The organism is Hungatella hominis, assembly GCF_014288005.1.
Lineage (GTDB): Bacteria > Bacillota > Clostridia > Lachnospirales > Lachnospiraceae > Hungatella > Hungatella effluvii.
Window position 1 is genome coordinate 373,046 of record NZ_JACOPB010000003.1, and the last position, 22,077, is coordinate 395,122.

Annotated in this window: 8 protein-coding genes; 4 read left to right on the top strand and 4 right to left on the bottom strand. The window is 51.0% G+C overall.

Annotation, left to right across the window (positions count from 1 at the left end):
• Nucleotides 1-117 precede the first annotated feature (117 nt).
• Both H8S75_RS09655 and H8S75_RS09660 read right to left on the bottom strand, forming a co-directional pair.
• A complete protein-coding gene (locus H8S75_RS09655) occupies nucleotides 118-3,264 on the bottom strand; it encodes a PAS domain-containing hybrid sensor histidine kinase/response regulator (protein ID WP_187021094.1) in 3,147 nt (1,048 codons plus the stop codon).
• 3 nt (nucleotides 3,265-3,267) lie between these two features.
• Entirely contained in the window at nucleotides 3,268-8,580 is a 5,313-nt protein-coding gene (locus H8S75_RS09660; RefSeq protein ID WP_243270219.1) for a response regulator, read from the bottom strand.
• Between the two features lie 250 nt (nucleotides 8,581-8,830).
• Here H8S75_RS09660 and H8S75_RS09670 point away from each other — a divergent pair, with 250 nt between their 5' ends.
• Complete coding sequence (locus tag H8S75_RS09670) at nucleotides 8,831-10,327, top strand: hypothetical protein (protein WP_187021096.1); 1,497 nt, start codon at nucleotides 8,831-8,833, stop codon at nucleotides 10,325-10,327.
• 112 nt (nucleotides 10,328-10,439) lie between these two features.
• Nucleotides 10,440-11,681 carry a DUF1266 domain-containing protein gene (locus tag H8S75_RS09675; RefSeq protein WP_187021098.1) on the top strand — a complete coding sequence of 414 codons (1,242 nt, stop codon included), beginning with the start codon at nucleotides 10,440-10,442 and terminating at the stop codon, nucleotides 11,679-11,681.
• A 175-nt stretch (nucleotides 11,682-11,856) separates the two neighbouring features.
• Here the strand turns inward: H8S75_RS09675 and H8S75_RS09680 are convergent, their stop codons facing one another.
• Together H8S75_RS09680 and H8S75_RS09685 are read right to left on the bottom strand one after the other, a co-directional pair.
• Nucleotides 11,857-12,489, bottom strand: coding sequence for a fibronectin type III-like domain-contianing protein (locus H8S75_RS09680; RefSeq protein ID WP_187021099.1), 633 nt, complete (start codon nucleotides 12,487-12,489; stop codon nucleotides 11,857-11,859).
• A gap of 166 nt (nucleotides 12,490-12,655) precedes the next feature.
• Entirely contained in the window at nucleotides 12,656-14,158 is a 1,503-nt protein-coding gene (locus tag H8S75_RS09685) for a hypothetical protein (protein WP_349768897.1), read from the bottom strand.
• Between the two features lie 280 nt (nucleotides 14,159-14,438).
• Here H8S75_RS09685 and H8S75_RS09690 point away from each other — a divergent pair, with 280 nt between their 5' ends.
• Together H8S75_RS09690 and H8S75_RS09695 are read left to right on the top strand one after the other, a co-directional pair.
• Nucleotides 14,439-17,015 (top strand): bifunctional diguanylate cyclase/phosphodiesterase, encoded by a 2,577-nt coding sequence (locus tag H8S75_RS09690; protein WP_187021102.1) that lies wholly within the window; start codon nucleotides 14,439-14,441, stop codon nucleotides 17,013-17,015.
• A 7-nt stretch (nucleotides 17,016-17,022) separates the two neighbouring features.
• Nucleotides 17,023-22,020, top strand: a complete 4,998-nt coding sequence (locus H8S75_RS09695) for a diguanylate cyclase domain-containing protein (protein ID WP_243270235.1) — start codon at nucleotides 17,023-17,025, stop codon at nucleotides 22,018-22,020.
• The last annotated feature ends 57 nt before the right edge of the window (nucleotides 22,021-22,077 follow it).

Here is a 22,077-nt window from a genome sequence, read left to right on the forward strand (position 1 = left end):
TAGCAGAAGAAGTATTAAAAATATGGCGATGATTGTTTGCTTTATCTTTTTGTCATTCAACACGCGGTATCTCTCCTCAAATAAATTCACCCGAAGATTTTGCATCTTTAACCACGATTATTCCAGTTCCCTGGCCAGCTTTTCATACAGAACGTTCACATCCAGAGGCTTCGCAATGTGAGCGTTCATCCCGGCTTCCATAGCCGCTTTCACATCCTGTTCAAAAGCGTTGGCAGTCATGGCGATAATGGGAATGGTTCCGGCATCTGGTCTTCGGTTCGCTCTGATGGTCCGGGCAGCCTCATAGCCGTCCATCTCAGGCATCTGAATATCCATCAGGATGGCATCGTAGGTTCCCGGTGCCGCAGCACAGAATGCTTCCACGGCCAGCGCCCCGTCACCTTTGACTTCGATTTGTGCTCCCCACATACGCAGGAGTTCGGAAATGATTTCTGCGTTGATCGCGTTGTCTTCCGCGATCAGAAAGCGGCGTCCTGAAAAAAGATCGTCCTTTACAGCTTCTGAAGGCGGTTCCGGGGCAAGCTGACTGTGGCCGGATGACACGATCTCGCCTTTGAGCTCAATGATAAATACTGTACCCTTTTCCAATTCGCTCTGAACGGTTATACTGCCTCCCATCAGGTCGACCAGCCCCTTGACAATACTCAGGCCCAGTCCTGTCCCTTCCACCCGGGATACGACACGGCTGCGGACAAAGGGTTCAAAGAGATGTGCCAGCGTCTCTTCCTCCATACCGATTCCCGTGTCGCTGATCGTGAAACGGTAAGATACCCACTGGGTATCCGACAGCGCAGAAAGTTCCTCCACTTTAAAACGCACAGTCCCTCCCCGCGGTGTGAACTTGACCGCATTGCCTAAAACATTAATGAGGATCTGGGAGAGACGCAGGGTATCGCCGTAAAAACAGGAGTTTTCTATCTCGCCAAGCTGAATCTCATAGTTCAGCCCCGCCTGTTCTGCCTGGGGAACAATAATCTCCCCAACCTGCTGTACCAATTCCGATAAGTATATCCGCTCCCGGTTCAATGTAATCTGTGACCTCTCAATTCGGTTCATGTCCAGCACATCATTAATTAAGTTCAGCAGATGAATGGAGGCGGAAGATATTTTTTGCAGGCAGTCCCGAACCTTAAGGGGATCACCGCTGTTGGCCTTTGCCAATGTGGTCATTCCCATGATCGCATTCATAGGTGTGCGGATGTCATGACTCATTGCAGACAGAAAATCACTTTTGGCGAGACTGGCTTCACGGGACAGCAGAAGGGCCCGTTCCAGCTCTGCCTTCACTTCCCGTTCTGCCGCCAGCATATCCGTCACATCTGCCCGCAGCAGGCAGACTGTCTTATGATTCTGATCCCCCCACAAAACATTGATCTGCTTATACCGCAGACTGTCTCCGCTCTGATAAGGAAGGACAAATTCGTAGCCGTCCGGCTTCTCTTTCAACTGCCGCAGCAGAGTTTCCAGACGAAAATTACTTTTCACCTCCTCATGGCCGCACGCCGTCCCATAGCTGCCTGCCAGTTTATCCAAAACCGTATTATAGTTCTGCGCGGCATGGGGCGGCAGATTTTCCAGAATCATCTCCCTGGTATACATGAGAAAGGTCCCTGCAGCAACGTCAATGAAGGCGGCCAGTTCACAGATACAGGCAACCGCCCGGAGCAGCAGCCGCTGTTCCCGGATAGAATCCGTAATATCCGTCCTGGTAAGACATACCCTGCCCAGCCGCAGGTCAATGGGGGAAACCGTGATATTCTTGGTTCGGATATCTTCGTTGTCAACCATGGAATAGGCAAATGTATAGGTCCTTCCCTGTTTCAGCCTGTTAAGCATACGTTCAGGATCAAGACCCTTCCGAAATTGTTCCCGGTCCCTTGGTACAATCCCGCACTTTAGCAGCTGGGTCACCCGGTATGAGTGAATCCCCTTTTTAAGCGGCATGCATCTGGCATTTTCATCCTGGGACAGTATCTTGTAGGTGTCACGCTTTAAGTCCACATCCGCTACAAAATCATAACCACTGACCGACAGCCGGCGAGCGATCCGGTCGGAAATAATCTGTTCTGTAATATCTGTAACCGTCAAGATACCCGTGACATCGCCGCTGTCCGGTGTAGCCACCATCTTCATTTCAAATTTTACATAACGCCCTGATTCCTCTCCTGGCAGCTGAACGTAGACCTCCTGTATTTTTACAGTTTCTCCACGCTCAAAAGCGGCCAGCGAGGGGGCGCGCAGAAAGGTGTTCCGGAAATTTTTCCGGTCTTCTTCCTCCACAATCAACCCGGACAGACCGGTAAAAAAATCCTCCCGGACAACTCCAAATCTATCTAAAAGCCCGGCTCCGGTCTGATCGCTGATCTGTATGATCCTGTCCTCAGTGATATTGCAGTGCCCCATCACCAGGGCGTTGGGGTCCGACTTCTGATGATGCTGCAGCAGCAGATCATTGTAATTCTGCCGGACACGGGCACGTTCTTCACGCTCTTTTGTCATATCGTTGAAGATGGAATATATCTTCTTTTCGCCGCCCTCATGCTCGATGAGCGAAAGGGTGTTCTTTACCCATACATAGCCTCCTGACCCTTTTAAGAGCCGGTACTCGATCTCCCATTGGCTCTTTCCACTGACAAAATATGCATCCAGCTGCTGACGCACACGTTCCAGATCGTCTGGATGTACGCCTGTCAGGGCATCCTGGCGATATAACTCCCAGGTATCCTCAAGCGGCATATCAGTGGTTACTGCAAGACCTTCCGAAATATATTCCGGGATAATGCTGCCATCCTCTTCATAGCGGACTACCACTACCCCGCCGGGAAGATTCTGCAGAGTATTTTGAAAGTACTGCTCAAGCCGCTTCTGTTCTGTCACATCGCTGTAAACCACATACAAAAACACACTGCCATCAGACGCCGCTCTTCGGGCACCTTCCATACATATCCACCGGTATTCCTCCAGTTCTTCATGAAAAAGCCTGCAGGTATGCCGCAGCATATCTCCACCTGCCAGCAGACCGGCCAGTTCTTTTTGCAAAGCGGCGCGGTCATCCTCATGAACGCCGGCGAACGATACCTGCTCCCTGACCTGGGCGTGCCTTTTTGACGGTCCTAAAACTTTAAAGAAGGCCGGGTTATGATACAGTGGATAAAGCCGTTCCTGTTCCACACGGTAGATGCACATACCGCTGGGGATACTGTCGAGGATTGCTTTCAGTTCATGATTCATCACATCTGTCATTGTTTATTCCTCCTCTCGGCCCAGAATAAAATCATACAGGACCCGAAACAGCCGTTCCGGCTCAATCGGCTTTGCCAGATGCGCATTCATCCCGGCAGCTTTACTCTTTTCAATATCCTCGTCAAAAGCATTGGCCGTCATGGCAATGATCGGGATAGTCCCGGCATCGGCGTTGGTCATATGCCGTATGTTGTTGGCAGCCGTCAGCCCATCCATTTGAGGCATCCGGATATCCATGAGGATAGCGTCATAACTGCCTGCTTCGGACTTACTGAACATCTCAATGGCCCGCAGTCCATTTTCCGCAGTATCCACAACAAATCCCCTGCTCTCAAGAATAATCACAGCTACTTCGGTATTGATCGCATTGTCCTCTACCAGAAGAACCCGGCGCCCGGTAAAGTCGTATATTACAGGATCATTCCCTGCCCCGGTCTCCTCCTTCTCGCCTAATACTCTGGTGAAAGCGGAAATCAGGGATGATTTGAACATGGGCTTGCTCATCAGAAGATTTACCCCTGCCGACTTTGCCTCATGCTCAATGGCTGCCCAGTCATACGCAGTCATGATAATAATCGTAACCTCCGGACCAACTATCGCACGGATACGCCGGGCAGTCTCGATTCCGTCCATTTCAGGCATCTTCCAGTCAACCAGAATCATATCGTAATGCCTGCCGGCCTCGTACAATTCCTGTATCTGTTTAATGGCCTTATGGCCGCTGTCTGCCCATTCAGCAGTAATCCCCATCTCCTTAAGCGTAGCTACCGCGCTTTCACACACCATTACATCGTCATCCACCACCAGCGTTTTCAAAGCAGAAAAATGGGGATTTGTCCTTTTCCTGTTACGGCGGTGCAATTCTTCATCTGTAACGCCCAACTGCACATCCACAATGAATTCTGAGCCGATACCTTTGATGGAACGCACCGTGATTTTCCCGCTCATCATGTCAACAATACTTTTCGATATGGCCAGTCCCAGTCCCGTACCTCCGTATATAGCAGTGGTTCCCATGGACTCCTGGGCGAAAGGCTCAAATATGTGGTGAAGGAAATCCTCACTGATACCGATACCGTTGTCATTGACAATAAAACGCAGTTCAGCGCCGTTTTTAATTTTTTTGCGAAGTTCAGCGGAAAAGGTTACCTTGCCGCCCTCACCTGTAAACTTGATGGCATTGGATAAGATGTTGAGCAGGACCTGCTGCAGCTTCATGGCATCCCCGATATAACAATCGTCCAGGGTTGGGGCTGCAATACACTCGTAATCCACGCCTTTTGCCTCTGCCTGACTGTAACAGATGACATTGAGGCCGTTCAGAAAATCCTCCATGGGTATTTTCTCATTCTTCAACAGCATCTTTCCGCTTTCAATCCGGCTCATATCCAGAATATCATTGATGAGCGAGAGCAGGAAACGGGAGGAGATTCCTATTTTAGAGATGCACTCTGCAATCTGCTCATCATTGCCAACAGCCTGGGCAGCAATAGCGCTCATGCCGATGATGGCATTCATAGGGGTGCGGATCTCATGGCTCATCCGGGAGAGAAAGTCCGTTTTTGCTGCATTTGCCTGCTCCGCAGCAGTCAGGGCAGCTGAAAGGATCTCTTTCTGCTGCTGTTCCTGGCGAATGATATCCGTTACATCAGTACGTGCAATGCACACGCGTCCCAGTTCCTGGCTGATGTAAAAAACCTGATACCGCTTTACATGGGAATGATTGTGTTTGTCACGGATTTCGGCCATGAAGTTATAGCTGCCGTGTTCAGCCAATGTTTTCCGCATATAACCGAAATTCAATTTTGCGAGATACTCACGCCCAATGCCTTCCTCCATAAAAGCTGCTGCGATTTTTCTGGCCTCTTCCTGAAAATGGCCTTTCACTGGCATCATACCTGCTGCTTCCGGGTGAAAAGAGACTACTTGATAGGTATCATTGCGAATATCAACGTCGGAAATAATCTCGTAATCCAGCTCAGTCACTTTATCAAGAAGCTGCGCCTGTATCTTCTGCTCTGTAACATCAATTGTATAGAAGAAAGCGATTACGTCACCGCTTTCAGGGTTCTTATGGAATTTGAAATTAGTTTTGCTCCAGAAAACACCGCCATCCGTCTGTTTCCGTAAAAACTCGAAATGAATATCTGTTTTTCCGGCGGAAAACTCTTCCAGCACGCGTGCCCTTCCGAGAGCCATGCTGATATATTCACCATAATCGGTATCTGTTGAGGAATCCGCCAGTTTTCTGATTGCCTGTTCATAGGAATCCCCAGCCTTTGCGATGGCTGCGATGTCCGTGGCCTGATAGTTCTCGACCTTATTCTGTGTGACATTGACACGCCCCTGAATGCTTCCATCCATCAAAGCTGTCTGTGTAAAATAGGCCAGTTCCTTTTCGTATAACTCCCTGATCTGGATCTGGGCCAGTTTCTGGTCCGTAACATCTACAAAGACACCGTAAAAATATAGCTCACCGTCATCTCCGGGCATCAGCTGGGCCTTCATCGATATCCACTTAACACTTCCGTCTCTGCAGACTAACCGATGTTCATCCTGTACGGTATCCCCATAGCTCCCATCTGTGAACAGTCTTTCCCGCACACCTTCCAAGTCGTCCGGATAAACCACTGCGGCCATCCCATTCCCGATTACAATAAACTCATCACGGGTATAACCCAGAAACTCATACAGTCCGTCGTTGGCATCCACAACAGTAAAATTCTCATCATACCGTACACGGAATACCGCGCCGGGAACGTTGTTATAAAGATGTATAATTTCAGCCTGAGCCTTTTTCTGCGCCGTGATATCAATACATACCGATATTATGGCCGGCCTGCCATCCTCAGCGGTAACCTCATGCCCCAGATCCTGTACCCATATGTAGGAATCGTCCCGCTTCTTCATACGGTATTCTACCATATATTCGCCCCGGACTGCCATTTGGGCAGCAACCTCCGCTTCCACCAAATCCCGGTCAGCAGGGTGCATGCAGTTGGAAACCATTCCTTTAATATCAGCGACAAATTCCGCCTCATCGGCATAGCCGAGATACTCCAGCATACGGCCGTTGACAAAATAGAAGGGAAAGCCCTTTTCGATGTATCCGCCCATCATACCGCCGGGCAGCGATGCATTGAGCAGCTCCTGACGCTGTCTGACAATGTTTTCCACCACCAGAGTGTGGGGGTAATGCTCTTCCCCCATCTGGCTGCTCCCCGGCTCTGAAAACCACAGGGTGCGAAAACGCCAATGATTTCCCTGATCTCTGACCAGAGTAAAAAAGCCTCTTAACCGCCAGCGGTACTGCGAATTTATCAGATTCATCCCTACTGACAGATTGCAGGTCCGGGAGTCAATCTCCTGTTCCTGATAGGGTATTAATTCTACAGAAAACGGCTCGGGAATCTCCAGAATATCCCTTTCCAGATACTCTTCCATTTCCCGTGGACTGTGTGCGAATTCATTCTCGCCAGTTCCCACAAAACAAAACTCCTCAGCTAAAAAGAGGTAAGTTTCCGCTGCGCAGCGTCTCTCAAACCAGGCGCTGCAAAATGCCTGCAAAGTCTCCCAGGCAGTCATTGCTGTTTTCTTTCTATAACCGGCGCTGGCCTCTGGTGCGGCGGTCTGGCCGGCCTCTATGGCTCCGATTGACGACGGTGCTGTCAGTATCTTCTCAAATGCCTCGGCAGGCATAGGTTTGGCAAAGTAATAGCCCTGGGCATAATCACAGCCGCCGTTTTGAAGTCTCTCCAGCTGCTCCCGGGTTTCCACGCCCTCTGCGACCACACTCAGCTTCATCCAACGGGCCAGACTTACAATAAAGGGCAGGATTCCCTGACTTGCCGGCCTTTTAATCTCAGTCTGGATAAACTTCATATCCAGTTTCAGCACATCAATCGGCATTTCTGTGAGCATATTCAAGGAGGAATAACCGCTGCCAAAATCATCCATTTCAATAATAAAACCCATTTTTCGCAGATTGCCCAGAGTCTCAATCAGCTGCCTGGAGGTTTCCGTGTAGGCACTTTCCGTAATCTCCAGATGCAGACGGGAAGGCGAGAGCCCGTAACGCTCAACCAGACCGGTCAGAACCGCAGCCAGATCCACATTATGGATATCCATCCGCGAAACATTAACTGAGATGCTGATGCAGGGATAGCCTTTCCGATCCCAGTCCCGCAGCAAAATGCATACACGTTCCCAGACGTACTGATCCAGCTTTGTTATAAAACCATTACGTTCAAAGACAGGGATGAACTCCGCTGGCGGCTGTAACCCCCATTCCGGGTGATTCCAGCGCACCAGCGCCTCAGCTCCTGCCAGTCGGCCATCCCGGATCTGGTACTTTGGCTGTAAATAGACCTCAAACTGTCCCGTGACAAGGGCGTTTTCCATGCCGTCTGTAATCGCCTGACGACGCAGCAGCGTCCCTCTAAGCTCGTCATCGTATAAGGCAAAATGCTTTCCGTACCGCCCCTTGATGCTCTGTGCCGCCAGAAGCGCCCGGTCACACATCTGCTCGACGGGCACCTCACGATCCTCTACCATATAGATACCATACTTCATCACTACATTCTGGTCATGAAAACCATTGTTGATCCGGTCATCGGTTTGGGTGAACATCTCATCCACATAATCTTCCCTGTGCTCCAGAAGGCAGGCGAACTGGTCCGCGCCCAGCCGTCCGCAGATCCCGCGGTCCCCCAGACTCCGGGTACACAGCTTTGCAACCTGCTTCAGCAGCCGGTCCCCTGCAGAGACGCCAAAGGAATCATTGATTAACTTAAAATTCTCAATGTCAGAGCAGAGGATATCATACTTCACATCGGGATTCCTGAAAAGGATATCTCTGACCTGCTGGTAAAAAAATTCCTTACTGTATACACCCGTTACCCGGTCATATTGAATCTGATTGAGCAATGCGGAGGTTTCACGCAGATGAATGATACTGGCTGCGCGATGCAGGATAACCTGGGCACGGTAAGGCTTGGTAATGAAGTCCGTAGCTCCGTAAGAAAGGGCAGTCACTTCGTCTTCTTCACGATCATTGGATGTGGTAACAATGACTGGAATAGAGGCAAATCGGGAATCTGCCTTAAAATGGCGAAGAAATGTGTATCCATCCATGACAGGCATCTGAATATCCAGCAGAATCAAAGAGATCCCCTCCCTGTATTTCTCCAATACAGCAAGGGCCTGGGCTCCGTTTTCCACTTCCAGGACCGTGTATTGGGAGGACAGAATCGCGCATAGCGTCATCCGGTTGATCTCATTATCCTCTACCACTAAAATTTTCTTATCTAACAGCATAGTTCTGTACCTACCTCATTTCATCGTGTGCCCTTCTCATGATAACATCCGCTATTGAATAAATGGCATTTTTTGTCATTTTTAATGACACATTTTCTAATGGCTTTAATTACTTTATTTTAAATGATGTTAAGCAATATTTCAAGCATAAGTACTCGAAATGAAAATGCCACTTTATTGTCATTTCAGATGCCATTTTCTTGTTAAATGAGAGATTATGTGCTATACTTGAAAAAAAGGAGGCTGATCGATGCAGTTCTATGAAAAATTGCTTTTTATTATGAATCTTACCCAGACACAAAATAAGGAACTCGCACAGGCGATTCAGGTTGACCCTTCCATAATAAGCCGTTTACGCAATGGAAAGAGGGGTGTCCCCCGCAATCCCGAACTCCTGCGCAGTATGGCGTTATATTTCTCAGAGCGCTGCAATACGGAATATCAGCGGCGTGCATTGGCTGAGACGGCAGGAGTCAAACGGATTATAACAGCGAAACGAAGCCAGTTGTCGGATTTTCTCTTTCACTGGTTCAGCGGAAATGCAGATGGGGTGGAACGGTTTATGCGGACCTTTGAATCTCTGAAAATAGAGGAAGCCGCATCGAATGTTAGTTCGTACTCACCACCAATCAGTTCCAAGGGAAATTTTATTTACTATGGAAATGAGGGGAAACGGGCCGCCGTTCGGGCCTTGTATCAGCAGCTGCAGACCCGGCAGGAACCATGTACGATCTGCATCCTGGCCGATGAAACAGATGACTGGCTGATGGAGGATTATGATTTTACAGCCAGTATGCAGGCCGGACTGCTGGGCTGCTTACAGAGGGGTTTTGAGATTTGCCATATTATTCCGTCTATCTATACCGGGGACCAGATATTGGAATCATTGAGCCGCTGGATGCCGCTCTACATAACCGGGAAGGTACACGCATACTTCTATCCTCATATCCGCGACCGCCTCCACCGTCATACTATTTTATTACTGCCCGGTCAGATTGCTCTTGCCTCTCATTCCATGTCCGGTCAAACTTCCAGCTATGCATCAATGCTGACCACTGACCCCAGGCTGCTCCAGGCCATAGAGGCTGAATTTCAGGACTACTTATCTCTGTGCCGGCCCATGCTGAATACCTATTCCCAACCACGGAATCTGCTCCAGTGCGTTGTTAATTTTCACGCTGCCCATGGTTTCTGCATCCAAAAGCTGCTCTCCCTTTCCGGGGTAACCGCACCGCTTGAGTTAATCGACAATACGATTGAGCAAAGGGAAGATGCCGAACTGAAAGACTTGGGCGAAATTTATTATCAGGAAATGGAAAAACAGGACCGGAGCCATTACAACATGATTGAAATCGTCCATCTGGCCAGCGCCGAACAGGTTCGAGCCGGTACTGTCCCTATTGTCTGCACGTATGGTACAGCAAAACGCCTTTACTATACGCCGGAGACTTATGCCCTGCACCTGAAGAATATCCTGCATATTATGGAGACTTGTGAGACCTATCATTTTGTTCCTTTGGAAGAGCCCCTTGAACAGGAGAGTTCCATCATGGTAAAAGAAAATAATAAAGCGCTCCTGGTACACACCTCGGAGCCCTTTACAATATTTGAAATTTCGCAGCCTGAAATTGTCGCATTATACCGCGAGTATCTGCTTCGGCTTGCGGAAAAACAGGGTTACACCGGTATACACCGGACCAGAATTAAATCCCGCCTTCGGGAACTGATCAGGGAGCTGCAAAGTTAATTTACCTCTATACCGGGTTACATATCACTCCCCACCAGGGGCACCGCTATATCCTGTATAATAAAATCAGCTGCACTTAATCAGCAGCTAAACCAAACAAAGGAGAACGAGAATGAAAAGCTTACAGAAGAATTGGAGGGTGCTCGCGGCCGCAATACTGGCAGCGGCATTATTTACCGGCTGCAAAGGCGCAGACGCAGTCAAAGAGGAGCCGTTAAACACCTACACAGCAGAGAGCGGTATGTTTTCCGTGAGCCTTCCAGGAGAATGGACAGAAGGCGACACCATGGGACTGACTGATTTGATGAACCTAAGCCGTGATGACGGTATGGAAGCCGTCATTATGGGTATGACAAAGGGACAGCTCTTAGGGCAGGGGGGAAGTAACGTAGAAAGCCTGGAAGACTTCTTTAATTATGCCGACGCTTTGTTTTTAAACGGAGCAGCGGCTACCACCGAGCTGGACAACACAGAAAGCATTGCCCTTGCCGGCATGACGGCGACAATCGCCAAGGACGGAACCATGACCCAGAAGAACGGCGCCAGCGGCAAGCTCTTTATCGAATGCGGCGAGACCGAACGCGCCTATTATCTGCTCATGTTCTCCGGCACAAAGGGATACGACAAAAAAATAGCTTCCATAAAAACAAATCTGGGATTCGAAGAGCTGGAGATCCCTGAGCCGGAGACTCTCGCCGATACACTGCGGTGGTTTAACGCCTCCTATGCTGTCATCACTTCATTAAACGGGGGAGATTTGAACATTCCGGCTGGCTATGAACCAGGCAGTATGATCGAAACCAGCATGAAGACCATGCTGGAAAGAGACTGGGGTGTAACCGATCAGGCTTCCCTGGAAGAAACCGTGGAACGGCTGGTCACGAAAGGTCATAACAGCGAAGCCCTGGATTACCTGGCCCAGTCAGGAACAGAAGGTATGACCAGAGAAGATTTGATCACAGCCATGGAAACCAACGGCTTTGACGATGAGGAGCAGACAATCATGCTTGCCGCATTTGATGCAAAGAACGCATATGGCGATCATGCCATCGCCGGCTGGGATTTAAGCCGGGCCATGTCCCTGTTAGGCTGGGGATACCTTGCAGGATTCTATACCTATGAAGAAGCCATGGACAAATCCCTGGTGACTGCACAGATGATCCAACAGGAATTTACTTCCTGGGACGACTTTATGAACAGTTATTTCTACGGCTATTCCTACTGGAGCGGCAATGCCCCCGAGGATACCGATTCCCAGGCATATAAAAGACGCCGGTTATATGAGGAAATAAAGGAGGAGGATAACAGTCCGTTTTCAGCAGACTGGAATACTTCCCTGCAAAAAGTCTGGTAAAACGATCAAAAGACTGGTCTTGGGACATACCTGCATTGGCTGATAAAGATAAACTGTCAGGAAAAAGGTGTAATTAATCAGAGGGTGCCGCCCAATCATCTGTTTTGATGATTGGGCGGCACCCTCTGATTAAAATTATCTATTTTCCGACATCCTTTTTTTACTGCAAATGCGATCAGTTCGACCTTTCACCATTCGAATTTACATAGTATCCATCCGGAGTTTCCCGGTTCGCATACATCGCTCCATACGGAATCGCGGAATCATTCGAATACACCCACGTTCCCTTTTCCTCATTAAACGTATAGGTTGCCTGATTCGCTGTTGATTCATTAAAGTAATACCAGTTTTCATTTAACTCCAGCCAGCCGGTCACCATATTGCAGTTTACCGTGTCAAAGTAGTACCACTGATTCTGGATCTGTTCCCACTTACCGGAGGCATATCCGCCCTTCGCATAGCTGTACCACCAACCGTTGGAATCCTGTTTCCAGCTGCCTGCCACCGAACCGGTAACCGCCGATGAACTGCCGGAGCTGCCCGAACTATTCGAACCATTTGAACTTTCTGCTGTTACATCTACCGTCTGCTCTAATAAAAGATTGTCCGAGGACGCTCCGACATAGACAACTCTGGTTCCCTCTGCAACCTTCCATTTGCCGGTCGTTCCGTCGCTCTGTTCCTGAAGCTCTCCGTCTGTATTCCAGTAGGACAGGCTTCTTTCATTGATGTGCACGGTTACGTCTTTCTCCTCACCAGGCTTTAACTCATCCGTTCTGTAATAACCGGCCAGAGCGTATTTTGCCATCTGCCGCTCGACATACCATCTGTTATTTACTGCTCAATTATATCTTATAAATGGAAGCAGGTAAAGAAGGACCTGATTTTCTGTTTGAAGAACAAAACACCTTTTATGGCTTTATAACAGACGGCTACATCTGTCCCGCTTGCGTTTCCGATCTGTCTGATCTGTGTCACTCTTCCAGCTCATGGATCAGTTCCCGGAGCCTGGATTTTATCTTAGAACGGTGGATACCGGTGAAGCCTGCTTTCTCCGCCAGACGAAACAGATACTCACGGTATAAGGCCACGATCTCAGGCTGGGAGATTTCAAAGACGGTAAAGGGCTCCGAGGTATGCACCAGAAGAGCTCTGTGATTTTCCTTAACCATAAGGGAGTTCTCCTGTTCAACAGGTCCTTCCAGGGGGACAAAGTGGTATTTTTCATGGGTATCCAAAATATGCAGAATCTTCTTCAAGTGCATGGTATAGGTCTCCGGGGTGTAGTAAAGGGCGCCGATTGACCAGCAGGTGGCTGTGATGGGTACTGTGCCGGCGCGGACCTGGTCAGCGCTGGCCAGGTGAACGATATCGATCAGATTGTACTGGTCCTGCTCCTCTTCCAGCCGCTTCATCTCCTGAAGGTAAAGCTCTCCCAGGCGTTTCTGCTCGGGATCTTCTCTTTTTCCGATGGAGTCCGCGACAAGTTCAAAGGGTGCGGTCACTGCAGATAAGGAAATCAGCTTTTGTATGCGGAAGCCCTGGGGGGATAAGAATTTCATAAAGCACTGGAACAGCTTTTGGGGTTCCGAGTAGGTATTCAGCATAGGCCGGCACAGAGCGAGGTAGGACTGAAACTCCGATTCCGTCGCCCGGAGCACCCCCGGGTCTGTGGTCAGCATTGTGCCATAGCTGGTGGGCTCACCCGCCATGGAATGTGATGCAATCGCGATTTGTCCGGGCACCATAATAATGGTGTGCCGGTAAAGGCGGTCGCGGATATGAGGATAAAAAAAGGCTTTTACCTTGCCGGTCATATAGAGCGGGATCCAGCGGGCCAGGGATTCCAAAATCTGATCACCCGAATAGATCGGCGGTATGATGTGGCAAATCTGACAGCCCCGCCGGATACAGTCCAGCAGCCAGGCCTGCATCTGGGAGGTGAAATCATAATCTTCCATCAGCCAATCGTCGGTCTCATCGGCAAGAATGCAGATCGTGCCAGGTTCCTGCCGGGCCAGCAGGTGTTGGTACATGGACCGCACCGCGGCACGCTTTCCCTCATTCCCAAAATGAATAAAATTCCCTTTACGGCTGATCGTTGCGGCCTCCAGGGTGGAGTTGGACGCCACCCCCTTAATAGTCAGGGATTCAAAGTTGCGCATGAAATTGTCCACTCCGTTCGCGTCACCACAAAGCCAGCAAAATAAAAATTCTGACAGCTGATCCTGCCTGTCCATGAGGACCCGTCTGACTCCCGCCATCTCTGAAAGAGCTCTTCTTTGATATTCGCCGGTACAGCGTTCGGCAAGGAAATCCGCCATGCTGCGCAGCGGCTCCAGATGGCGCGGAAGCCCTCTCTTCCCGTTGCGGAATCTGCTGATGATGGAGGGGTCTACCTGCGCTGCCAGGGCCAGCTCCCGGTTCGTCGTTTGAGTTAAATTCATGACAAAAATTAGCTTTTCATAGAACTGCACAGTCTCATCCTCCTTTTTTATACCAGTATATCGTAAAGTGATTAAGTTTGCAACAAAATTAATATTATTTGTCATCAAAAATGACATCAAAGTGTCATTGTCAATCGGGAACAATCTCTTGAAATTTGCTCTAAAAAGATGTATTCTATAATTTAAGAATATTAAAGCTCATTATTTGTCATTAAAAATGACAAATATGTGTCATTTACAATTGAAATTATATACATATATACATGAACATGCATGAGTATGCATGAATATGAAGGATTGAGTGTGAGCAATGTTATTAGAAAGAAAAATTTTAGTGGTTGAAGACAATGAGATCAACCGCGCGGCGCTGTGTGTCATCCTGTCTTCTCAATATACGGTTCTGGAGGCCGAAAACGGTGAACAGGCCCTGTCGCTGCTGGAAAAATACAGAGAGGGAATATCTCTGATCCTGCTGGATATTGTTATGCCGGTTATGGATGGCTACACCTTTTTGAAACATCTGAAAGCAGATCACAGGCTGAATTCTATCCCGGTCATTGTCACAACATCTAACAACAGTGAAGCGGATGAGGTGGCCGCGCTTTCCAGCGGGGCCACAGACTTCATCGCCAAGCCCTACAGTGCCAAGGTCATTTTACACCGGGCAGCCGGCATCATCCGCCTGCGGGAGACCTCTGCCCTCATCCATCAGATCCAGTATGACCGGGTCACCGGGGTGTACAGCAAGGAATATTTCTGCCAGCAGGTCCGGGATATCCTGTTACGGAATCCGGATGTGAAATATGATATCCTTTGTTCCGACATTGAGGACTTCAAACTGATCAACGACACCTTCGGCATGGCCGCGGGCGACCGCCTGCTGCGGCAGGTGGCGGAGCTCTGCACCCAGCGGCTGGGGGATCACGGGGTCTGCGGCCGCCTGAACGCGGATCAGTTCGCCTGTCTCCTGGAGCACCGCGACGACTATGCGGACGAGATGTTCACCCAGGCCGACAGCAGGATCAACCACGGATTTGGCGATCAGAATGTAATCATGAAATACGGCATCTACACAGTGGAGGACCGGGATGTCTCCGTAGAGCAGATGTGTGACCGGGCGCTGCTGGCGGCGCACAGCATCAAGGGAAAGTATGGCAGACACTTTGCCCTCTACGATGACAAACTGCGGGGCACGCTGCTGCGCCGGCAGGCCATCACGGACGGCATGGAGACGGCTCTGGCCACGGGTCAGTTTGAGGTCTACTTACAGCCAAAGTACCAGATCCGGGATGGCCGGCTGGCGGGGGCCGAGGCGCTGGTGCGCTGGAACCACCCGGAATGGGGCCTGCAGCCGCCTGCGGAGTTCATCCCCATATTTGAGCGCAACGGCTTTATCACTAAGCTGGATCAATATGTCTGGGAGCGGGTCTGCGCACTGATGCAGTCATGGGATGAGAAGGGCTATCCACGTATTAACATTTCCGTCAACGTCTCACGGATGGATATTTACAACACAAACCTGGTGGATCTTCTCACAGGGATCGTACAACGGCACGGACTTTCTCCCTCCCGTCTGCACCTGGAGATCACGGAGAGCGCGTACACGGATACTTCAAGACAGCTCATTGAGACCCTGGGCACTCTGCGCAGGCTGGGCTTCGTCATTGAGATGGACGATTTCGGCAGCGGCTACTCTTCGCTGAATATGCTCACTGAAATGCCTATCGACGTGCTGAAACTGGATATGAAGTTTATCCAGACTGAGATTACAAGACCCACCGGCCAGGGCATCCTGCGCTTTATCGTGGACCTGGCCCGTTGGATGAAATTGAGCGTGGTGGCTGAGGGCGTGGAGACCCGGGAACAGTTGGAGAGGCTTCAAAACGATGGGTGTGACTACGCCCAGGGCTATTATTTTGCCAAGCCTATGCCTGTGGAGAATTTTGTTTTGGTCTTGACAGCGCAGGCCCCTCCCGCAGATATAAATAACAGCCGGTCTGCCGGCTCTGCGGACCGCATGGACAGGGTTCTGCTGGTGGCCGATGAGGACAAGGAATACCGTGCCCAGATGCATAGAGCCTTCTCCGACTGCTTCAAGGTACTGGAGGCGGCCAGCTATGAGCAGGCAGTTAAAACCCTGGGAAACCATCCGCATCAGATATCGGCCGTGATTCTTAGCTTAACACTCCAAGGCGGCGCTGATATCCTGACTGCGATTCAAAAGGAGCGGGGCGCCTGGGAGACGCCGTGCGTCGCTACGGGACCGTTGGACATGGAACTGGAGCGCAGCGCCATGGAACTTGGCGCCGCCGACTATGCGGCTAAGCCCCACAATCAGGAGTCGCTGCGCAGGAGGGTCCTGCGGGCGATGAGCCTCCACACTCTTCAGGCACGAATACAGTCCTTACAGGATGAGGACTGCAGAGACACCATGACCGGCCTGCTCAACCGCCGGGGATTGTACACCATAGCCAAATCACTGCGGCATGAGTCTTCCTCCGCTGTTTATCTGTTTGAACTGGACGGATTGAAAAAGTTCAACGAGAAGTACGGTTATGTGGAGGGCGATCATTTGATCTTCCACTTCGCCTCCCTTCTGCGTGCCCACACCCGGGTGGACGATGTGCTGGTCCGGCTGGGCGGGGATGAATTTCTGATTGTGATGAGCCACATAAGCTCCATGGAAGTTGCCCATAAGAAAGAAACAGCTATTCTCCGGGCTTATTATGAAAGCCGTTACGTGGACCCGGATTCGGTGACCTGCTTTGCCGGCACAGTACTCCGGAATGCAGAGGAATCATTGGATGAAATAATACGCCGGGCCCGCGAGGCCATGTATGCTGCAAAGGCCGGCGATAAAGACGAGTACTTTTTACGGAAGGGGTGAGCATGTGATGTGTCAATATACGAATTTAGAAGTGATATATATCTCTCCGTCCAGCAAACTGCTTCGCGGAAAGGACAGCCACACCGGCAGCTGGGTGGTACTTAAGACCGGAGGCCAGGAACATATGACTCAGGAGGCGGCTGCGCGGCTGCGGCGCGAATATCAGATCATGCAGCGGATAGACAGCCCTTATGTGGTAAAGGCGCTTGGCGAGGTCACGCTGGACGAGCGCTGCTATCTGGTGGAGGAATTCTGTCCGGGGATCACGCTGAGCAGGCTGCTGAAACAGGGCGCCCTGGAGATGTCGGATTTCTACCGGATCGCAAAACAGCTGGTGATGGGCCTGCGGGACATACACGAGGCGGGCATCATCCACAAAGATATAAACCCCTCCAATATCATGTATGACGCGGAGTCCGGCCGGGTGGTAGTGCTGGACTTCGGTATCTCCTCCATGTTTATGCACGAACAGATGTCGGGGACCCGACTTGATAATATTGAGGGGACTCTCCGCTACATCGCCCCGGAGCAGACCGGGCGAATGAATGCGGAGTTGGATTATCGCGCAGATTTTTATTCCCTGGGCATAACATTGTATCAAATGCTGACAGGGCGTCATCCATTTGATGCGGAGACCCCCACAGAACTGGTTTTTTCTCATATTGCGAAGACACCGCCGAATCTTCGCGTAATTTTGCCCAATGTGCCTCCCATGCTTGCGGACGTCATAGATAAGCTCCTGTCCAAGATGGCAAAAGACCGCTATTTAAGCAGCGAGGGCCTTCTTTATGATCTGACCCGGTGCCAAAGGGAAAAGGCATTCGTGCTTGGCGAAAAGGATTTCAGCCGGCGATTTGAATTCACCCACCGGCTGTATGGGCGGGAAGAACAAATCACCCAGCTGCAGAGTGACTTCAAGGAAGTGGCGTCCGGTTCCAAGATTCTTGTCTCCATCAGCGGCTATTCCGGCATTGGAAAGACCTCGCTGGTCAATCAGCTTCAGGAGGCGGCTCAGCGGACCAGCGGTATGTTTCTGCAAGGAAAGTTTGACCAGTATCACGCCAACGTACCCTACTTTGCCTTCTTTGAAGCCATAAAACAATTTTGCAGCATGATCTTCATGGAGCCGGAGGAGAGTATCGTCAAGTGGAAACAGACACTGTCGGAGCACCTGGGCGGAGACGCGGCTTTGCTGACCGGTAAAGTGGCGGAACTGGCCCTGCTGACCGGCAATCAGCCAACCGCTAAGGACATGGGGCCGCTGGAGGAGCGGACCAGGTTCAAAGCCGTGTTGGAAAAGCTTCTGTCCCTGCTGGCTGCACCGGAGCATCCTCTGGTTCTGTTTTTGGACGATGTGCACCGGGCGGATATGGGCTCCCTGGAAATGCTGGAAGAGCTGTTCAAAAATGAGGATATCCACGATTTAATGATTATCGTCTGCTATCGCGACAATGAGGTAAGCAGCGAACATCCGCTCACCCTCAGCCTGAATAAAATCATACAGCGGGGCGGGCGGGTCACGCAGCTCAACTTAAAAGGGCTGGACCCGGAAAGCACCGCACAGATGCTGGGAGATATATTCAAAACGGAAGCGGACACGACTTCCGCGCTGGCGGAAATCCTTTATAGGAAGACCAAGGGAAATCCATTTTACATCAAGCAGTTTCTGCGGCTGTGCCATTCAAAAGGCTACCTGAAGCTGGATATGGACACCGGAAGCTGGAGCTGGAAGGAGGCGGAAATCCGGGCCTGCCCCGCTCAGGAGAATGTAGTGGACTTCCTGACGGAAAATCTGAATCAGTTTTCGGAGGAGACAATCTCTCTGCTGTCCTTTGGCGCCTGTATCGGTCAGAGCTTTTCTGTGGAGGATTTGTCCTCTGTCTGTGGCCTGCCGGAACGTGAAATCAACCGCAGGCTGATTACGGCGGTGGCACAGGAGGCGGTTTATCCCATAGAAAAGGATGGGAAAACCGGCCTGAAGACCATGTATCAGTTTGCCCACGACCGGTTTCAGCAGGTGTTCTATACGGCCCTGCCTGAAAAGGTGCGGACAAATGTCCATTACCTGCTTGGAAAGCGGTATGAGGAACGCTTGTGCGCCGCAGGCGATCTGGACGAACGGGTATTTGAAATCGCGGACCACTACGCAATAGGGCTTGGGGAGGCGGAGGATCAGGAAGAACGGCGCCGGATTCAGGAGTTCCTGCTGGATACGGCGCACCGGTGCGGGCTGGTATCCGCCTTCGATACTGCGGAGCGGTACCTTAACCTCCTTCTCTCCCAGCCGGAGTTGAAGCGCCCGGAAAACCGCCCGTTCCTCACCAAAATCTACATGGAATATCATGCGGCGCTGTGCAATCTTGTTAAAGAGGAAGAATGCGACAGGATCTACGGAATGCTCTGTAATCTGGTGACGGAGCCCACTGAGCTGGTAGACAGCTGCCGCCTGCAGATATCAAGCTTCTCCAACCGGGGCCGGTATGAGGACGCCTTTGAGATCGGACTCGCCCTGCTTAGACAGCTGGGAGTCACCTTCCCCAAAGAAAATATTAAGCTGACCCTGGAGCGGGATATCGCATCCTTTTATCAGGAGCTGGAGGCCCTTGGAGCGGAAGATATCCTGAATCTCAAAGAAGCCGAAGCCCCGGTGGAGGCTGGGATCAGTAAATTGCTCTGCCGCCTGTGCGGCCCGACCTTTTTCTTTAATCCCGATTATTCCTACTGGACGGTATTTACGGCTGTGCGGCGCATGTTCCGGCATGGCTATACTCCTCATGCCCTGCAGATGTATTCCAATGTGATGATGCCTCTGGGGGAACTGCGCAGGGATTACCGGACATCTTACGCGGCCGGAAAGTCGGCTATGCGTCTGGCCGAAAAGCACCAGTACAGGGAGGTAATCCACTCCATCTACTGTATGTTTGCTCTCCATACCGGCCATTGGTTCGAAGATGTGGTCAATGAGATCCCCTATGCAAAGGAGTCCATAAAGGGCAACGCCCAGATGGGAGACTTTGAGTACGCCTGCTACGGCTATTATGGGCTAATGATGGCGGTCATGGAAAGCGCGGCCCATGTGGATGAGCTGTGGAACGAGGTACAGGCCGGAGTTAAGTTTGCAGAGAAAACCGGCAGCGACCATGCTTTGGGCAGCTTTTTGAGTTTTCAACAGCTGTGCAGGAGTATCCGCGGGGAGCTCTCCCTCACCGGAAGCTTTGATGGAGACGGATTTTCCGAACAGGCCCATCTGGAGCGTTTTTCCCATAACCTGCAGGCAATCAGCTATTACCATGTCATTCGGGCTCTGTCGGCAGTAATCTACCGGGATTATCCCACGGCCTGCCGGCTGTGCAGAGACGCTGTGCCTCTGCTCCCGTATGTTTCCAGCTTTTACAACGTAGCGCTCCACAATTTCCTGTATTCCCTGTCCATCTGCCAGGTTCTGGAGACCGGGGATTATGAGCCGGAGACAAGGCCGATGTTTTTGCGTGTCCTGGAAGAAAACCAGGACTGGCTGAAAGAACGAAGCAGCGACGCGTTTTGCAATTATGGACATCTTTATCTTGTGATCGAGGCGGAGCGGAAAGCGGCCGAAGGCTGTATCGGAGAGGCCCTGCAGCTTTACGAAGATGCCCTGGAGGCCGCAAAAAAGCATGACCGCAGCCTTCATCATGCCATCCTCTGCGATGTGGCCGCGCTGCGCTACGAGAGGCTGGGGATCAAATCGGCGGCCAGACACTACCTGTCGGATACCTACCGGCTGTACAGCCATTGGGGTGCAGAGGGTAAGTGCGCCCGGATGCGGCAGGACTACCCGGATCTGGCGGGCCTGTGGAAGAACGATAGCCGGCAAAGCACCCTGTCTGAAGATTCTATCCGCACCACCGCTTCGCTGGATATGCGCTCTGTGCTGAAGGCGTCCCAGGCCATTTCGGAAGAACTTGAACTGGAAGGCATCCTGGAAAAGCTGATCCACAGTCTCCTGGAATGCGCGGGAGCACAGCATATCTACTATCTGAGCCAGACAGATTCCGGGTATGAGATCCAGGCGGAGGGCCATTCCGGGGCCAAGGACGTATGCATCGTATCAAAGCGGCCGGCGGAGGACCGGGATATTCCGCTGAGCATCGTATCGTATGCAGAAAGAACACTGGAGGCCGTGATCCTGGAAGACGGAGAGAACTCCAGAGTCTTCGGGAAGGACATCCATATCAAAGTGAACCACTGCAAGTCAGTCCTATGCATGCCAATCCTCAGTAAGGGGGAGCTAAAGGGCATCCTTTACCTGGAAAACAACCTGGCCGCGGGCGTTTTTGACCAGCGGAGAAAAGAAAACCTCATGCCCATTGCGGCACAGCTGGCCATTTCTCTTGAAAACGCCTATTTATATGAGCACCTGCGCTTTCTGGTAGATGAGCGGACGAAGGCACTACGGGAGGAAATCAAGGTGCGGAAGCGGGCGGAGGAAAAGTTAGCCCGTATGGCAAACTACGACGCACTCACCGGACTTCCCAACCGCAGACTGTTTCACAAAATCTTGTCCCGGCTGCTCCTGGAGGCAGAAAACAGCGGGCAGCTGCTTGCTGTCCTCTACATGGATCTGGATGGATTCAAAGAGGTCAACGACACCTATGGCCATGAAAAGGGTGACCTGGTATTGGAGGAGACAGCCAGACGGCTGATCCGTGCCGTGCGCGGCGGCGATATCGTGTCCCGTATGGGCGGCGACGAGTTCGTTCTCTTGTTGAGCCGGATCATGGCGGACGAAGAGATCCGGCACGTCTGCGAACGGATTCTCTCTGAGATTAGGCAGCCTTTCAGGCTCTCAGAGTATCTGTTTGTTGAAATGACTGCCAGTATCGGGATCAGCGTCTATCCCAGGGATGGTCAGGACGAAAAGGAACTTCTCTCCCGCGCCGACCAGGCCATGTACAGGATCAAAAAAAGTGACAAAAACTTTTACTCGTTTACAGATCCCCTTTCTGAAGCGCAGGAGAAGCCTTAAAAGAAAATACTATACCCCGCGGCGCCGGCGTGGGCAAAACCATTGCTGGTCATGGAA